The 16,306-nt window shown below is 54.8% G+C and carries 14 protein-coding genes and 1 tRNA gene; 2 read left to right on the top strand and 13 right to left on the bottom strand.

The window, feature by feature from the left end:
• Nucleotides 1–46: 46 nt before the first annotated feature.
• Together ccmB and ccmA are read right to left on the bottom strand one after the other, a co-directional pair.
• Entirely contained in the window at nt 47–706 is a 660-nt protein-coding gene (gene ccmB / locus OXR04_RS00075; RefSeq protein WP_009088919.1) for a heme exporter protein CcmB, read from the bottom strand.
• The gene (ccmA, locus tag OXR04_RS00070; protein ID WP_009088917.1) at nt 706–1,323 is read right to left on the bottom strand and encodes a cytochrome c biogenesis heme-transporting ATPase CcmA; all 618 of its coding nucleotides are present in this window, start codon (nt 1,321–1,323) and stop codon (nt 706–708) included. Before ccmA ends, ccmB begins: the two co-directional genes overlap by 1 nt.
• A gap of 242 nt (nt 1,324–1,565) precedes the next feature.
• Here ccmA and OXR04_RS00065 point away from each other — a divergent pair, with 242 nt between their 5' ends.
• Together OXR04_RS00065 and OXR04_RS00060 are read left to right on the top strand one after the other, a co-directional pair.
• Nucleotides 1,566–2,513: a formate/nitrite transporter family protein gene (locus tag OXR04_RS00065; RefSeq protein ID WP_009088915.1), complete on the top strand. Its 948-nt coding sequence runs from the start codon at nt 1,566–1,568 to the stop codon at nt 2,511–2,513.
• Nucleotides 2,514–2,690: 177 nt separating this feature from the next.
• Nucleotides 2,691–2,762, top strand: a tRNA-Arg gene (locus OXR04_RS00060).
• A gap of 257 nt (nt 2,763–3,019) precedes the next feature.
• Here OXR04_RS00060 and OXR04_RS00055 read toward each other — a convergent pair.
• The 11 genes from OXR04_RS00055 to OXR04_RS00005 form a co-directional block, all read right to left on the bottom strand.
• Entirely contained in the window at nt 3,020–4,405 is a 1,386-nt protein-coding gene (locus OXR04_RS00055; RefSeq protein ID WP_267371896.1) for a VasL domain-containing protein, read from the bottom strand.
• Between the two features lie 116 nt (nt 4,406–4,521).
• The gene (locus OXR04_RS00050) at nt 4,522–4,866 is read right to left on the bottom strand and encodes a hypothetical protein (protein ID WP_346274701.1); all 345 of its coding nucleotides are present in this window, start codon (nt 4,864–4,866) and stop codon (nt 4,522–4,524) included.
• 140 nt (nt 4,867–5,006) lie between these two features.
• The gene (gene tssE / locus OXR04_RS00045) at nt 5,007–5,462 is read right to left on the bottom strand and encodes a type VI secretion system baseplate subunit TssE (RefSeq protein WP_267371899.1); all 456 of its coding nucleotides are present in this window, start codon (nt 5,460–5,462) and stop codon (nt 5,007–5,009) included.
• On the bottom strand, nt 5,462–6,007 hold the full coding sequence (tssJ, locus tag OXR04_RS00040; protein ID WP_267371901.1) for a type VI secretion system lipoprotein TssJ: 546 nt from the start codon (nt 6,005–6,007) through the stop codon (nt 5,462–5,464). Before tssJ ends, tssE begins: the two co-directional genes overlap by 1 nt.
• Entirely contained in the window at nt 5,985–7,070 is a 1,086-nt protein-coding gene (gene tssG, locus OXR04_RS00035; protein ID WP_140029104.1) for a type VI secretion system baseplate subunit TssG, read from the bottom strand. The genes tssJ and tssG overlap by 23 nt, the downstream gene beginning before the upstream one ends.
• On the bottom strand, nt 7,034–8,788 hold the full coding sequence (gene tssF / locus OXR04_RS00030) for a type VI secretion system baseplate subunit TssF (RefSeq protein ID WP_267371902.1): 1,755 nt from the start codon (nt 8,786–8,788) through the stop codon (nt 7,034–7,036). Before tssF ends, tssG begins: the two co-directional genes overlap by 37 nt.
• Nucleotides 8,789–8,830: 42 nt before the next feature.
• A complete protein-coding gene (gene tssA / locus OXR04_RS00025) occupies nt 8,831–10,426 on the bottom strand; it encodes a type VI secretion system protein TssA (protein WP_267371904.1) in 1,596 nt (531 codons plus the stop codon).
• A complete protein-coding gene (locus OXR04_RS00020) occupies nt 10,426–13,890 on the bottom strand; it encodes an ImcF-related family protein (protein WP_267371906.1) in 3,465 nt (1,154 codons plus the stop codon). Before OXR04_RS00020 ends, tssA begins: the two co-directional genes overlap by 1 nt.
• Complete coding sequence (locus tag OXR04_RS00015) at nt 13,887–15,008, bottom strand: hypothetical protein (protein ID WP_267371907.1); 1,122 nt, start codon at nt 15,006–15,008, stop codon at nt 13,887–13,889. The genes OXR04_RS00020 and OXR04_RS00015 overlap by 4 nt, the downstream gene beginning before the upstream one ends.
• Nucleotides 15,009–15,012: 4 nt before the next feature.
• Complete coding sequence (locus OXR04_RS00010) at nt 15,013–15,273, bottom strand: PAAR domain-containing protein (protein ID WP_072052743.1); 261 nt, start codon at nt 15,271–15,273, stop codon at nt 15,013–15,015.
• 183 nt (nt 15,274–15,456) lie between these two features.
• Nucleotides 15,457–16,306: T6SS immunity protein Tli4 family protein (locus OXR04_RS00005; RefSeq protein ID WP_267371908.1), on the bottom strand; the 850-nt coding region annotated here is incomplete at its 5' end.

Here is a 16,306-nt window from a genome sequence, read left to right as displayed (position 1 = left end):
AATGCTCACATTAACGATAAAAAAGGCCGCGTCTTTTTATGCGCGGTTACTGCAACGTAATCCGTAACGCCGCCGCCGTGGCAAACGGCGAGAGCGTGGCGCTGCCTGCCAGCATCGCGCCAAGAATCGCCAGATAGCCACCCATCGGCAGGCCCTGACTGGCGGCTTCCATCGCTGCACTGGCGAAGATCAACACCGGAATCGCCAGCGGCAACACCAGCAGGCTGAGCAATACCCCGCCCCGGCGTAATCCCACCGTCAGCCCGACGCCGATGGCACCGAGAAAACTCAGGGTGGGCGTGCCGAGCAGCAGCGTCAGGGCCATCGCCCGCCAGCCATTGAAATCCAGCGACAGCAGCAGCGCCGCCAGCGGCGACAGGATAATCAGCGGCAGACCGGTGATCAGCCAGTGCGCCACGACTTTGCCGATGACCGTCACCGGCAGCGGCGAAGGCAACAGCAGAAGCTGCTCCAGCGAACCGTCGCTGAAATCGTCGCGAAACAGGCGCTCAAGCGCCAGCAGCGACGCCAGCAGCGCCGCCACCCAGGCGACACCCGGCGCAATGCGCGCCAGCTGCTGCGGATCAGGTCCGATGCCCAGCGGAAACAGGGTAATCACAATCAGGAAAAACCACAGCGGATTGACCACATCAGCGCCGCCGCGAAAGGCGATACGCAATTCACGCTGAATCAGGCGAAACAGCATCAGCTTGCCTCCGCATCGCCAAGGCGAATTTTACGCACCCGCGCGGCCGCAGCGGGTAGATCCTGGTGGGTTGTCAGGATTACGGCGCCCCCGTTATCGGCATGGGCGGCAAATCTGGCCATTAATTTTTCAACCCCCGCTTTGTCGATGGCGGTCAGCGGCTCATCCAGGATCCAGACACGGGCCTGGCTGAGCCAGAGGCGCGCCAGCGCGACGCGACGTTGCTGACCCGCCGACAACCGGCTTACCGGCACCTCTTCGTCACCCGTGAGGTCGACACTGTCAAGCGCAGCAAAAATCTGCGCGTCACTGCAGTCAGGGTGGTAGAACCGCAGATTTTCCAGCGGGGTGAGGACGCCTTTAACGCCGGGATGATGGCCCAGATAAAGCATCGCCTGATGCCAGGCGTCGCGCTGCCGCAGGATCGGCTGCTGCTGCCAGCGTATCTCACCCTGCTCAGGACGGCTCAGCCCTGCCAGCAGTCGCAGTAGCGAGGTTTTACCGGCACCGTTGGGGCCTTCAATCTGCACAATGTCACCGGCAGAGACGCGAAATGAGAGCTGCTGAAACAGCGCGCGTTCATCGTATGCACAAGTGAGCGTAATGATTTCCAACATCGAGGGGGGAATCGCACCAGCTAAAAGTGGCCGGGATATTACCACAATGTTGCTAAGGGCCGAAGTCTGAGCCGCTGCTCAGGCGCGCTGTCAGGGGGTTATTCGTGCGGTCTGGCGCTGAGTCTGAATAAAAATGCAGGTATGAAAAAGCTTGTTACGCTTATTCGCATCGCTCGTTACATAATTGGCAAATAAAAAACAGCTACGCTTATTACGCCACAGCACTATCACCAGGAGAAAATATGAAGCCTTCATCAGGTAATGAACAGGGTCCTAACGACGTCGATAGCGAAGAGAAGGACAAGGGCACTGACATCGAAGTCGATGAGGAGGCATTACCCTCCCGCGCCGCGGCGATCCATGAAGAGATCCGTCAGGATGGGGAGAAAGAGCTGGAGCGTGACGGGATGGCCCTGCTCTGGTCAGCCATTGCCGCAGGCCTCTCCATGAGTGCCTCACTGATGGCGAAGGGGATATTTAAGGTCCACCTTGATGGCGTGCCGGGTGCATTTCTGCTGGAAAATCTCGGCTACACCTTTGGCTTTGTCATCGTCATTATGGCGCGCCAGCAGTTATTTACCGAAAACACCGTCACGGCAGTGCTGCCGGTCATGCACAAACCGACCTGGGGTAATGGCGGTCTGCTGTTACGGTTATGGGGTATTGTCCTGCTGGGTAACCTGATCGGTACGGCACTGGGTGCGCTGGCCTTTAACGAGATGCCCATTTTTGACGAGGCGACCCGTCAGGCCTTTACCGACATCAGCATGAAAGTGATGGAGAACTCGCCCGGCTCGATGTTTGCCAACGCCGTCATTTCCGGCTGGATTATCGCCACCATGGTCTGGATGTTCCCCTCTGCGGGCGGGGCCAAACTGGTGGTCATTGTCATGATGACCTGGCTGGTTGCGCTGGGCGATCTGGCGCATATTGTGGTGGGATCGGTGGAGGTGCTCTATCTGGTCTTCAATGGCAGCATCAGCTGGCATGAGTTCCTCTGGCCGTTTGCCCTGCCTACCCTGCTCGGCAACATCACCGGCGGCACCCTGATTTTTGCGCTGATCAGTCACGCACAGATCCGTAATGACATGAGTGAAGCGGCGGTCGCCAAAGCGAAGGCGGAAAAGCGCAGGCAGGAGAAGCGTCGTGAGCGTGAAGAGCGCGGAGAAAAAGAGGAAGGTGCTGAATAACTGTCGTCAGGTAAAAAAGTGCAGCGCAGAAGGATTTGCGCTGCACGTGTTATCTGGCCCCTGCATGAAAAAAGTGGTCTCAAAAGAGAGGCTGAACAGCGACATTGCTGACGTAATGAGCAAACGCGCGGCGACCTGATGAATCTCATCGCCTGTTTCGCTATACTGCGTGCCGCTGTCCCCTTAGTTAAATGGATATAACGAGCCCCTCCTAAGGGCTAGTTGCAGGTTCGATTCCTGCAGGGGACAATATCTGCCCTCCCTTTTACACCTGCCCGCATTAAAAACCTGCTTTTTACCGGCGCGATAAATCCTCACTGGTTAACCTGATCAGAGTGCTGTCCATGACGTTTCGTCACGCAACGAGTCTGACCCGGTAATACGATTTCCGGAATGTCACTCGGGCAGGCATTGAGCAAAGTCTGCAGAACATTCATCCGCGCTGACTGCATCGCGGTCGCCATGCTTATAGCGGACTTAATCACAGCGCATTTCCGCGCCTGCGACTACTCTGCGGCATTCTGTTTTATTTCAGCATAGCTGGCTGTTAACTGTTTCAGATGCATCTCCAGCTGCGTGCGGGCTGCCGCAGGCAAAGGGGCACCAGCCGGTTGTTGAGACAATACGCGCAGTTGTTCTTCAGCGGGTATCGATTTGTTAAATGAGTGCATTGCAGTAAAAACGATGGATTTCAGCTCACTCACCGTGATGTATTTGCCTTTCTGCTGATCCAGCCCGTTCAGCCTGTTGCTCAGATTTTTTAGCGTTGTCATTCCCTGATCCCAGCCATTGCGCTGTTCTGGCGACAACACGGCCGCGTTAAGGTTTTGCTGCCACTGATCTGCCAGGGATTTGCCCTGCTCCGGCCACAGCGCCTGAGCCTGCTCTGTGAGTGTCCGGCTGTAGGCGATACTCCTGTCAGGAGGCAATCTGTCCAGTCGGGCAATCTGCTGCTCCGTTTGTGTAATGAGAGACTGGGGTAGCGGTGATTGCCGACGTAACCGATCCAGATCTTCCGGCGCAAGCGGTGAAGGTAGCGGTGCCAGCGATGCGGCAAACCGGACCTTCAGGGGGTCGGACCGGTTCAGAGAATGCCATGCCCACCCTGCCGCCATGCATATTATCAGCATGGCGCACATCCCGGCAGCAAAGAATATCCATCTGTTAACCGGGACGGGCGCAGCAGCCAGCACGTCCACGTTCGGCTGCGGTTCCGATTGCGCGACATATATCCACTTCACTGCCCTGCCCTGAGCATCATCAGACCGGCAACCGGCAGGCTCCTTTGAGGCGGCTGTCGCCTCCTTCATCACGGTGGCAGGCAAGACGATATCTGGCTGAGTGTCCGGCGCGGTGCAGGCCGTGCCATCACTATTTTCCAGCCGGACAGCACTCATGTGCATCTGAGTACGCAACGTATCGAGCTGACTCAGATGCTTAAGCTCCAGACGCTGCAGTACCTCTCCCAGTCCGGTAAGCAGTTGCTCCGCCCGGTAGAGCTGGCTGAGGTCGCTGTAATTTAACGGGAGTGAGCGCATTCGTTGCTGCAAACGGTGACTCAGACTGCTGAGGATTTCCATACGGGCATGGACTGGCTGAGGCCACAGCGCCCCCCACTGATGTCTGACAAGGGCCTCGATTATCGTCAGTCCTTCATTAAGCCCGAATAAGCCAGCCAGTTGCGCACGCGCAAGCGTATACCAGGCTGCCGTTTGCAATTCCACGCCGTTCTGCTCAAACAGTGAAAGGCAGAGCTTTTCAACATACTGCCAGTTCACATCCGGGCGCGCCGGATGTGTCAGCTTACCGAGTTCATCACGCAGGGCGCTGTAATCCGGCAGCGTGCGCGGGTCACCGCCGGTTTTGATTTTTCGCGGGGAAGTGTCATTCATGACCAGTTGTCCATTGGGTAGATCTGAAGGGATGAAAGATGTTCGTTTAAATGGCAGGGAGGATTTCAGGCAATTAACAGGTTTAAAAATCACGCACTCTTTTACAGCCTCAGACGCTACTGCAGGAGCGCAATAATCAGGCTAAAAAATGTGCTCTCGTTAAACCCCTGCCCGGAACGGGAGAGATCACCAGACGGAGCAAAGGTCCAGTCGTTCACCGAAACTGACCGCATGAATAGTCGTCCCAATGGCGTCACCTGCACGCCATCCCGGAAGGTCACCTCCACGCATCCTGTTACGCCCTGACCGTACAGGAATACCGGCACAAAGTTTACAGACCGGTTGTCGATATGGAGGACGATACTGGCAATCTCAAACGCTCCGCTGTCGGCCAGCAGGTCCGTGACGGACACGGACTGCGTTTCAACATGCAGGCCGGTATCTGTCAGCCATATATCCATCTGCTCCTGAAGCTGTGTCATTCGCAGGCGGAATGCCGCTATATCAGCCTGCGTTTTACAGGTAAATGAGACCGGGTCACGTTGCCTGTCCTGCAGTTTTTTGAGGAACTGTGTTTTTAGAGACATGGTGCTTTCTGGCCTCAGATCCGGGTTGTGGTGTCGAGATAGTGCTGTTGTTTCAGATGCCTTAACAGCACCCGCCCATCGGGCATAAACTCAGTTCCGTAGCGGACAAGTCCGACGCCTTTCAGCTCTGCATCAATGGCATAGCGCAGTTCGCCGGGCACGTGCTGCTCAAGCAGAACAACGTCTATCTTTTTCAGGCGGGGCTCATATCTGAGCAGCAGCGTCGAAAGCGTGCCCATCAGTTCATGAGCAGTACCTGGCATGCCCTGCAGGATTCGGGTCATATCCGGCAGGCCGTAGTCGGGCAGATGCGCCAGCGTACCGGCACGGCAGTTGAGGATACGCTGCATATTGTCCAGTACGGACAGAATCAGCTGGTTCTCCTCGCTGACCTGATGGAGATCGAGGCCGCCGGTGAAGTTGCCCGTCAGCATTTCATACAGTGAAGGCGTATTGTTTCCCTGTGGCATCAGTCATCCCTGAGCAGTTTTAGCGTCAGATGGTTGTTACCGGCTTCAAGAATGCGCGGCTTATCCGGGTCAAGATCTTCGCGCTTAATCACCAGCTTCCAGTTGTTGTTAACCCTGTCCGGGTGGCGGAAGAGCCCAGCCACCGCGACAAACTGTGCATCGGCCTCCATCGGCATATTCAGGTCCGCATCACCGCCCGGCTTCAAAACCACATCACGGCTCGCCAGCAGGTCAGCTTTCAGAATGGTTTCCCCCTCTTTCAGCAACTGCTGGTAGACCGTTTTGTCGAAAGTTTTGCGATCTTTCAGCTGCCAGACACGAATAATCACCGGCTCAGACAGCGAATTACTCTCGCGGGAGTCGGTGTTAAGCGCCTCACGGGCAGTGAAATCCAGGTGCAGCACCTTAATCTTTTTGTAGAACACCGCGTTAAATGCTGATTTGGTGCCATCGCTAATGCCCTGCGTCACCCCGCAGCCCGCCAGACTGAATGTCAGCAGGGGTAACAGCCAGCGCGCGGTCTTAGTTAAACTTGTACGTAACACGTCGGTTTCCTTGTTGTGGTGTGGCGGGCTTCATGCCGGTGTAATAGCCCAGTTCTGTCGTAAAAGTCTGCGGGATATCGTCCGGGAGGGCTTCGTCTTCCGCGCCCAGCACGCCATTCATCCCGAGCCAGAAGGGCCCTTCGCCGAGCGGCGGCGCGGCCAGCAGTCGGGTTCGGGTGGTCAGGGTGATTTTTGCCTTAAAACGCCAGCCAAGGTAGACACGCAGCATCACCAGAAAGTCCTGATACAGCAGACCGTCCGGTTTCCAGCCCTGCGACTCCTGTTCGTTTTCGGTGGACAGGGCAATCAGCAGCTGGCTGCTGGCATCCATCGCCTCGTCACCCAGCGGCGTGTTGCCATCCAGCAGAAAATCGTCGTCTCCGTAAAAACCTAATGGCTGACTGATTTCCACCGGACGCAGGCAATATGGGCTGACCCTGACGGTGGTATCCGGGGCAAGCAGCGTCACCAGCGCCTGTATTCCCTCCTGAGTTTTTCCCGGCTGGCGAAGTACACCAAGCAGCGCCAGAAAGCGCGACACCGGCGTGGCAATATGCTTTGCCGTCCCGGGAATACCCAGCCCCACCAGGCCAAGCAGCGACTGTGAAATCGCATCAGTACCGCCTGGTTCAAAGGTGGCCGGATACGAGTACTTACGCCAGATGCGATAAAATTGCGTCAGGATGCGGTGGCTGAAGATATCCAGAAAGCCCTGCAGCGCCTCATGCCCTTCCCGGCACTGGGCGATGTCATCAAGATAGGCGGTCGGCAGCGGCGAATCCACGCCATACATGCCCATAAACGTGGTGCGAATGAGCGGTGGTTTGCTGCCATTCTCTTCGTCATACCCGACGGCTTTGAGTTCGCCAGCCGGAAAGCCCATTCCGGGATGCGGCGCAAAGCGCACCGGATCGTCAGAAGGATGGCTGGTTGAGCCTATCAGCGGCCTGCCCGGGTTCTGCTTCTCCAGTAGCTGGCAGAAACGGTAAAAGTTTATCCGGTTAAGGTCAGCCTCCAGCCGTGGGGTCAGCCGGGAATACGGCGGTTGTGCTTCTCTTCCCATTCCAGACGCTCTCCGGTCGGTTGCAGGATAATAATCAGGCGGTTGAACAGATAGATATCGGTATACAGCGCGAAGAAGCGACTCAGCATCTCACCAAACAGGCAGATGTCACCGCGCCCGGCAAAGCCGTGGCTGTCGAGCGTCACGTCAATCTGCACGCCGCGCACCAGGTAGCCCTGTTCGAAGCGCTCCGTTTCGCTATGCTTCACGTCGATAATCGCCTCCAGACGACGGCGGTTCATCTCACTGTCCGTCCACTCATACAGCGCCAGGGTGCCGCGCAGCACGTCGGCATTATCCATCATCGACAGGAAGCCGCTGCCAAGGTGGCTAAGCACGCGCCAGTGGAAGCGATCCTGATCCGGTGGGTAACAGGGTAATGTCGGTGCACACAGGTTGCGGACGGCAATACTGGCTGAGGTGGTTTTCATCACCGTATCCAGCACGGTGCTTTGTAGCGCGCGGCGTGGTAACTGGCCGTTGGTACCGGTCAGCGTCAGAGACAGGCTTTCATTTTCCGGAACGGTATGGTTATCAAAGGCTTCGCCACCGAGGACAAGCCAGGTGTTATGCAGCCCGGACGGGCCACGTCGCACGCGGGTGTGGTAATAATATTCCGGCGCCTCATGACGCATCATGCCGCCTTTATGACGGAAGCTTGAGAACGGCACGTAAGTATGCTGGCTTGATGACATCACAGAATCCACCGCGTATATCTCGGTATGGCCATCCTGAACGCGCATCGGGCGCAGCATATATTCGGTCTGCAGGGAGTTGACCGTCAGTGGGTCAGATTCCAGCGGAAACAGGTTGATCACCGGCACACAGTTCAGGCGCAGATGCTTTTCGGTAAAGCTGAAGTCATGCTCCCAGCGCTCCGTCAGCACCACGTCGATTTCAAACCAGGAGAGCTCAGCCGGAAAGACGACAGTTTCCATCCCACGCAGGCCCGCAAACATGAACTTCTCGCGGAAGGTGAAATACTCCAGCAGCAGCTGATAGCCGCTAAAACTGCTGCTCCCCTTCGGCCACAGGTCGTCATCATCGCCAAAGCCCAGTGCAGCGAAATAGCCGTCCAGCGGTTTTCTGTCCACATCGCCTGGCATGCGCAACCACAAATGCGCCATGTTCATGGTAAAAGCTTCATGCATGGCGCAGGCCAGCGGCGCGTCGGCATTAAAATAGAACGGGATTTGAGTGAGATCGACACGACGCCAGTCGGCAAGGTGGCTGCAGTTAAAGCGCAGGCTGATAACCGAACGTCCGTCAGAGTCAGTCGACAGGCGGGCGTGCTCAAGCGACAGTGGCTGTAGGGTGATCGCTTTGGTGGTGGTATAGCGGCAACGCGTGCCCTTCTCACCGATCGGCCTTGAGTTCACCTCAAAGCCTTTGACGATTCGCATCGGTTCTTTCATTTCGCGCCAGTCAGGGGTGAATTCCACCACCGACATCGACGGAATGGTGCGCAGGTAATGCGGCCAAAGCAGGCTGACCAGGCCTTCGGTCAGTTCAGGCAGGTCGTCATCGAGCTTCTCCCGCAGGCGGCCCATCAGGAAAGCAAAGCCTTCGAACAGGCGCTCCACAAACGGGTCACGTGCTGCTGCCTTGTCGAGATTAAGCATTGCTGCCTGCTCGGGATGCGCACGGGCAAACTCTTCACCGGCTTCCAGCAGGTAGCGCATTTCAGCGTCATAATAACGCAGGGTTAAATCATCCATAAAAACCTGAATAAGTGTGAATTAAAGGTATGCGAGGGATTTTTACCCGCAAAGCACTGCACTGCTGGCTGGATCGAGCGCAATCAGCCCTGCAAGAAGCTGGTCCATCTCTGGCTGTAACCGTGATTTATCGGTTTCACTGCGTGTGGCTTTCATGCGCAGAAGTCTGAGGCGGCGTGATTTCACTTCAAACAGCAGTGCCGGCGTCCACTGCGTGAGGGTAATGGACTGTGCGGCACTATCGAGCTCACCCAGCAGATGCAGGGCCAGTTCATTTTTGCCCTTCTGCTCTGCTACGCGGGCCATCAACAGACGCAGCAACCATTTGTCTTTTGTGGTGTCAGTGCCCGGGCGGGTCTGCAGCCAGTGAAGTGTGGCATCCAGACCGTCACTATCCGCTTTTTCCAGCGCTTCCGGCTCGAGAGACAGAATATCGTTATCTGTCTCACCAACGCTGACCGGCTCATTCCGCCAGCCGGACATATCGTCCAGTACGCTCTGGTTTATCCAGTTCAGCGTCACTTCATCAGCAAACGGCGTTCCGTCATTAAAGGCCAGGGTTTCAAGCCCGGTAAGGCGGCGCAGCAACCCTTTCAGGTCTGCGGTGATGATGTCGGCCAGTACATCCTGCCCTGATTTCATCAGGGCCTGGTGGATATACCACTGTAAATCCAGCCAGAGGTGATTGGCACCGCGCGAGAAGGTATTGTCCGCCTGTTCCAGAATCTCCAGCCAGCTCTGCTGGAGATATAGCCGTTTGAGCATGGCCCGCTGGTCAGCCCGTGGCGGTTCGATGCGCGTTTTCCCCTCAGCATCCGGAGCCGGAATAGTGTTCAGCGTGTCATGACGCAGACTCTTCATCAGCCGATGCGCCGCAAGCCAGCCACCGGGCTGTTCACGCAGATACCCTGTCAGGATGCGCGCCTGAGCCAGTAAATCCTGACCAGAGGTAATGCGGCTCAGTATCGGCGCGTCAGGCTCTGTCGCGTGTAAGGTCTGTGACTGACTCTTGTTACTGACATTCTGAGGTACCACGGCATCCACACCCCCGGCCTTCATCAGGCGGGATTCCAGCGCGCTGTAGAGAACATTCAGCGCCGGCCGTGACGCCTCCGGCTCTCTCTCCAGGCTGTCAGCAATGAGCAACAGCGCCCCGGCGGTACGCTGTGCATCCTCGCGGACGACCTCCGGATACAATGACAGACTGTCCAGAACACGGGTGCCGCCGAGCCATTCGAGCGCGGCCCTGCGGCTGCGATCCCGCTGCGGGTGAAGCTGCATGCCGAAGCGCTGCAGTAATCCCGCCAGCAGTTCAAGCCCTTCGGCAAAGCCAGCCTCGCCATACTGGTGCAGGCGCGCCCAGCAGTAATACGTCGCCACCCGAATATCTTTCGCCCCGGTGATCAGTAACTTTTCGGCAAGCGTACATATCAGCCCGGTATCGATCCCGGTGAGCTTATTGACCTCTTCGCGGATACGCTGAAAATCATCATCATATCCCGGGTCTTCACCGGTCAGACTGCTGCCACTTACCGGCGCAAGCCAGGGCTGCCAGTTTTTTGTGCGTGCCTGTGCCTGTTGACGCAGCTGCATGTCGTCAGCCTGACAGGCCACGACCAGATTCTGCAGTGTGCTCATTATTCGACTCCATCCATGTCACTGTTTCCGGTACTGGCCATCAGCGCCTGCGCGGTGGCCGCACTGTCAACACTGAATATCTGGTCGGGCAGCGTGAAACCGCGAAGGTCCAGCAGTGCCAGCGGACCTTTGCCGAGTTGTGAGCGCAGCACCCACTGCAGAGTGCGACTGTCCGGGGCGGTAAAGCTCATCATCCACTGGCTGCGGTCAAGCTGCCGGCGTTTGCCCTGCTCCAGCCAGCGAATAAAGCCCCAGGTCCCGCTGTAATCCCCGAACAGGCGCGCACCGGCGTTGACCGTAGTCCAGGTCAGCATCGTCCCCGGCCTGTAAGTCTCTCCCGGCCAGCGGAAACTCTGCCAGTCGGCCATCTGGTTGAAGTAATGCAGCTTTTGCCCATCAATGGTCAACTGCGTCTCCACCACCTGCGGTACAGGACGCGCCTGCAGCTCAAAGCTGATGCCCTGGCTGCCATCGGTAAACAGAATGTCCGACAGCTGGCTCAGCTGGTTAACCGCACGCAGGAAGGCCGGGTTAAAGCTCAGGCCCTGGCTGTTAATCTTATCCGGCACCCACTGGCTGCCCTCTTTGTGCAGCACACCGCTGAGCTCCGTCGTCAGGAAGCGCTCAATACGTCCGCTATCCTTACGCACGAATTCAGCCAGCATCGGCAGGGAGGCATCACTCTTACTCGCAGTAAACGGGAAGCGCCCGTCAAAGGCGGTGCGCCAGTTTGCGACAACGGAACGACTCCACTTATCGTTCAGGCTGGCTGCTGAGGGCTGAAGCACGGTCTCCCAGGCCTGGGTCAGCGGCTGCACAAACATCGTGTTGCCAAACCCACTCCACTCTTCACCCAGGCTGGCGGAAATCAGGCTGCCATACTGTTGGGTGTCAGTAAGATCCACGCTTTTACCCTGAAATACCGTCTGCGCCAGGGTCTGCATCATCTCCAGCGGATCAGAGGCGCTGGCCACCTGTTGCAGACGCAGACGCACGCGGGTAATGCGGGTCAGCCAGGTCTGCAGGCTCAGGGAGTTGTCAGCGGACATGACGTTGCTGCTTTTGTTTTTACCCAGCAGCTGAAGCAGCGGGCCAAAGGTTTCATCCAGCGGCCCCTGCGGGCCTGCCGCCGACTGGTCAATCGCCGGTTTATCTTTGCCGCCCACCAGCTCTTTAGCCGACTGGATGATCGAGTCCGACAGACCTTCGCGTTGCTGACCGGTCTGTCCCTGCCAGGCGAGCGTATTCATCAGGGCAATCAGTGGCGACTGACGGACATCACTCATCAGCGTCAGCTGGTCGGTGACGTCGGCGATATTGTTTGCCGGGTTCCAGTGCAGACTGTTAAGAAAACTCAGCCAGCGACCAGCAAAGTCGGTGAAGTACCTTTGCGCCAGACGGGCTTTCAGGGCTTCCGGCGACAGATCGGCTGAGACTGACTTATGGGAATCACTCAGCACCCAGTCGATTTCATCCCGGCGGGAATTTGCCGCTTTTTCGATAGCGGGCTGAATGCCCCCCTCCCAGGCCTGGCGCGTGAACATGCCCGGCACCACATCTTCAGTCGTGAACAGACGACGGGCATCGGTACCGCCGGTCATGTCCTCCAGAGAGAGATCGGCGAAGTTACGCCGCACGGATTTGAGCATGTTCTGGTACAGCGTGCTTTCAGCATTACGCCGTCCAATCTGCTGCAACAGGACCTGGCGGCTCTGGCTCACCAGCTGCGCATCCGGCGTGATTTTCCACTGTGGCTGCTCTGGCAGTTCGGAGATATAGAACGCCCACAAATCCGGCGACAGGCTTTGCCACAGGCCGGCTGAAATACCCATCCGCGTCGGCTGCACGGTTTTCATAGCCTGCGCATAAAAGGCACCATCGGCTTTATCCGGACGAGCCATCATCAGCCAGGCTTTAAGCTGGTCATAACCCGGTTTAGCCAGCGCAGCGCGCTGGTCACTGTTGGGAGCTGAATTTGCCAGCGCACTGAGTTTCTGCATCAGCGCCTGATTCGCCGGGTCGCGTATCAGGCGGTTGTTTGCCACGCCGTACCAGGGCAGCATCGCGTCAAGCAGCTGCGGGTTATGGTCCAGACCAAAGCGCTGATACCAGGGCGCACCGTCTTCAATACGGTGCTTCAGGCGGCCGGCTTCATTACGCAACGTATGCAGGGCCGTGAGCTGGTCATCCGAAACAGAGGGATGTTCTGCCAGGGCATGCGCCTGCCCGGCAACAGAAACGATCTGCTGACGGTTGACCGCGAAAGACAGCAGCGTTCCTGCGCCCCAGATACCGATGAGGGCCATCAGCGTCCAGGCAAGTGTCTGTTCCCACGCCATACCGACGCGGCGGCCACGAACACGGACGCAGTCATCCACGATGCCCTGCCAGGTTACTGGCAGGCTCAGGGCGTGGCGCTGTGATTCGGGGACATATTTCTCAGCGTCGGCAGGTGCAGCACCGGCTGTTTCGCCTGCGATAGCGGCGAGTTTATTCTCCGGCAGGCTGAACATCAGACCACGCAGCGGAATGCGCTGCTGGGAGGCTGCCAGCCATGGCACCAGCTGCTGAGCCCAGCGGGCGATACCGCCGTTTTTGAGGTGCTGGCCCAGTCGCAGCAGAAAGTCGTGGCTGTTGTTCTCAGCGACCTGACTCATTCCCCGGGTTCGCAGGGTTGGCAGCATCCGTTCAAGCTGGCGGGTAATGTCGTCAGGCTGGGCGCGCAGCGGGAAAGTAGCCCCAACCGTCTGTTCAGTGCGTTTTGCCTGCGACCAGGTGCTGTCGCACAACTGCCATAAATAAACCGGGGCGGAATAACGCAACAGTTCGCTGATTTTTTCCAGACCGCGTAGATCGTTGTCGCTGATTTGTGGGGTCAGATTAAGCGACTGCGGCATGACACGGACAATACCGTCCAGTGGACGCCCGCGGCGCAGTTTACGCAGCGCGATGTATTTTTCATTGTCTGGCTCAGCAATCAGACTGCCGCCATAAATCAGCACGGTACGGTTGCCTTCAAGCCACTGCTCCTGTTGCAGGCCGGGCACCAGTTGTTCGATTGCCGCCTCATCGCCGGTGACCAGCAGCAGGCGGACTTTACGACGCCAAAGGACGCTATAACGAACCTTAAGCTGCTGTTTTAAATCACTATAATCTCTGATGGTTGTGATCACATCAGGGATTGTTTTAGTTTCAGCATGCGAGGGTTCCGGTGGTAAATAAATGAGCTGTTTTTTTCTTTGCTCCCATCGCCAATAAAGAGGAGAGCAAACAGTACCTAAGAATAAAAAACCAAATACACCCCCCCACACCGACCAGATTTGGCGATGTGTCAATCCATATTTAAGCAAGACATCCTGATTAATAAAAAGTAAAAACGCTGTTATACCAGCAAGACCAACAATTAAAACAAGATACCCCCAAAGTCCATAACGTACCGGCTGTAATTCCTTTTCCTGGGTCATAAATAAAGTTCTCGCGTAATCAAACAAAGCAGTCTGGACTGAGGTGATGCCTGAACAATTAACAATTGATTAGCTTCAGTTTTTTGAGCCGCGTCAACCAACAATGCGAGTGAGACAGGGAATACCATTTCACCCGGAGGACCAAAAGAAAAATCAATTAAATAAAAAGGGTGTTTCGCTGGAAGTTTCCACTGACAGCGGTCAGCATACTGGATTATTTTTGAAGTAACTTCAGCAGGGATTCCAGACAGCCAGACATGGCATAAATCACTCTTATCAATTCGATTGTATTCAAAAAGCATTTCTAAATCTTTTTCAATATTGTCATATTCAACAGGCATAACACGGCCCAATCCGGCAAGAACCGGCAAAGCATGTCGACTGGAAAAAATGGAGGATGATATAAGCTGAGCAGAGACCATTTCGCTGGTTTGCTTTGGGAAACCTGTCAACCAGCACTGTAAGCTAAGAACTAATATCAAACCATCAGAATTAACGTTGTCGTGGAGTTCTTTAATACACTCAACGGAACAATTTACTTCAGGAATTAGATCCCACTGTGACAGAATAATCTGGCTTACATCCTTTTTGTCCCAACCGGATGGTTGTAATACATAAATGGTATGCAGATATTTCCGATAACCAGGATACTGTTGCTCAAGCTGTTTGTCGATCATATCAGACAAAACACGAAGGGAGCCCCAGGTATGTGACAAAGGCCTGGCTTTATCCGGATATGCTGGAACATCAGACAGTGGCCCAAGAAAACTCGCGGCCCCTTTTTCCTCAGGAGTAAGGAGCACATTTCCAACCACTGACAACTGCTGTCTGCTCCAGTGCTGCCATAAAGTCTTAGTTCTATCAGTTTCCTCTTTCCAGGCAGAATAAGCGATTCTTGACTGCTCATAACGATTTAGCACTGCACCAAAAAGACATAACCATATGAAAAACGCCGGGAGCAGCAGGAGTAACGCGACTTTCTTATATGCCTCTGCTCCCCATAAAGAAAAACCCAAAACAGAAAAAACCATTAACATAGAAATCAGAACAATTCCCCATCGCTTATATGACAAGCTGGCAATTGTACTTTTTTCGGGCACTTTGGGGATAGACCACATAATATTAAGACTCAACTGTATTTTCGATGTGAGAACTAATGACCCTGCACCCACAGGCACAAATGCAGTTATTAACAACAACGTTTAACCCATTTTCTGATGCTCCCGGATCGCCTTCTTTTATCGGATTAACTCCGTGTTCTGGACAAGAAACTAAATCACCGACCAGAGCAACCTGAACACCATTGATAAACATTGTCGACGACGCGGTTATAACCTTTCCACCATGAGTGGTATTATCCCCCAGGCAAACAATTCCAGGCATATCATCCTCTTTTCAAAAATTAGATTACGTCAGTATGAAGGTTTGCGAGTAAGACAGCATCCCAATTAATCATTACTAATATTTTTTAATTTCAAATAGCTTTTGTAAAGCGTAACGCCCCAGCCACGGGACTCTCTGGTGGAAATCCTCTGCCGTCCAGAACGTCGTAAAGTACCTTTTCCTTCATTTATAGCGCAGTGAATTCACCAGCCTGTCCCAGATGTCAATCATCTGCGCTTCGCTGTAGCGCGTTTTTTTGTACTCACTAGTGAGTCCAATACTGAATTTAGGCTTTTCTGCTGTGGCATTACGTTCATTAGCTTTAAAATCAAAGTCATAAAACGTATTCTTCTCATCTTTCCCCGTTACCGTATCTCTGAGGGTTTGAGTACCGCCAAACAGCCATGATTCCGCCGGAATGCCGTGCGGTGAAAGTGCCACTTTTTTTATGGTGTACTGATTTGATTTTTTAAGCGCCTCATTAATTTGTGCACTACGGTTAAACAGGGTGTCATCAGAACCAGGATATTTATTATTTGTATACACACCCAGAATAAAGTCTTCATTTTCATACTGGTAAGTGATTTTTTCAACATGCTGATTACCATCATCCCGGATGAAACCATTTGGGATACACACGCCTTCAGCCGACGGAATACTCTCATCTTTTCTGCCGCTAAGCCGTGATATCAGAGACTGCATGGCTGCCAGTTTGGCTGATTTCTCATTCATTTGAGCCTCAGTAAAACCAGCCTTGATATATATTTTTTTCCTTTCTCTATATTTAGAACTGGATAAATCAAGAATTTCCGTCGTGATGATAAAAGCGGTCATATTGATAAACACATGTGCCTCTAACACTCTTCCCAGATCGTCTTCCCCTGAAATATTTCTGTCAAAAATAATTCCCTTACCGTCAGGCAAGTCAATTTTTTCTTTTATAAAGGGAGCATCTTTCGGATCGTTTTCAGGTTTATTGATGGCGTCACGCAGTTCCTGCTCTCTTAACTGCACCCGCTGTTTAAATGCGGGT

The organism is Pantoea sp. GM_Pan_3 (genome assembly GCF_026541045.1).
GTDB classification, from domain to species: Bacteria; Pseudomonadota; Gammaproteobacteria; order Enterobacterales; family Enterobacteriaceae; genus Pantoea; species Pantoea anthophila.
Note: the sequence above shows the minus strand (reverse complement) of the source record. Positions and strands in the feature narration are given on the sequence as shown.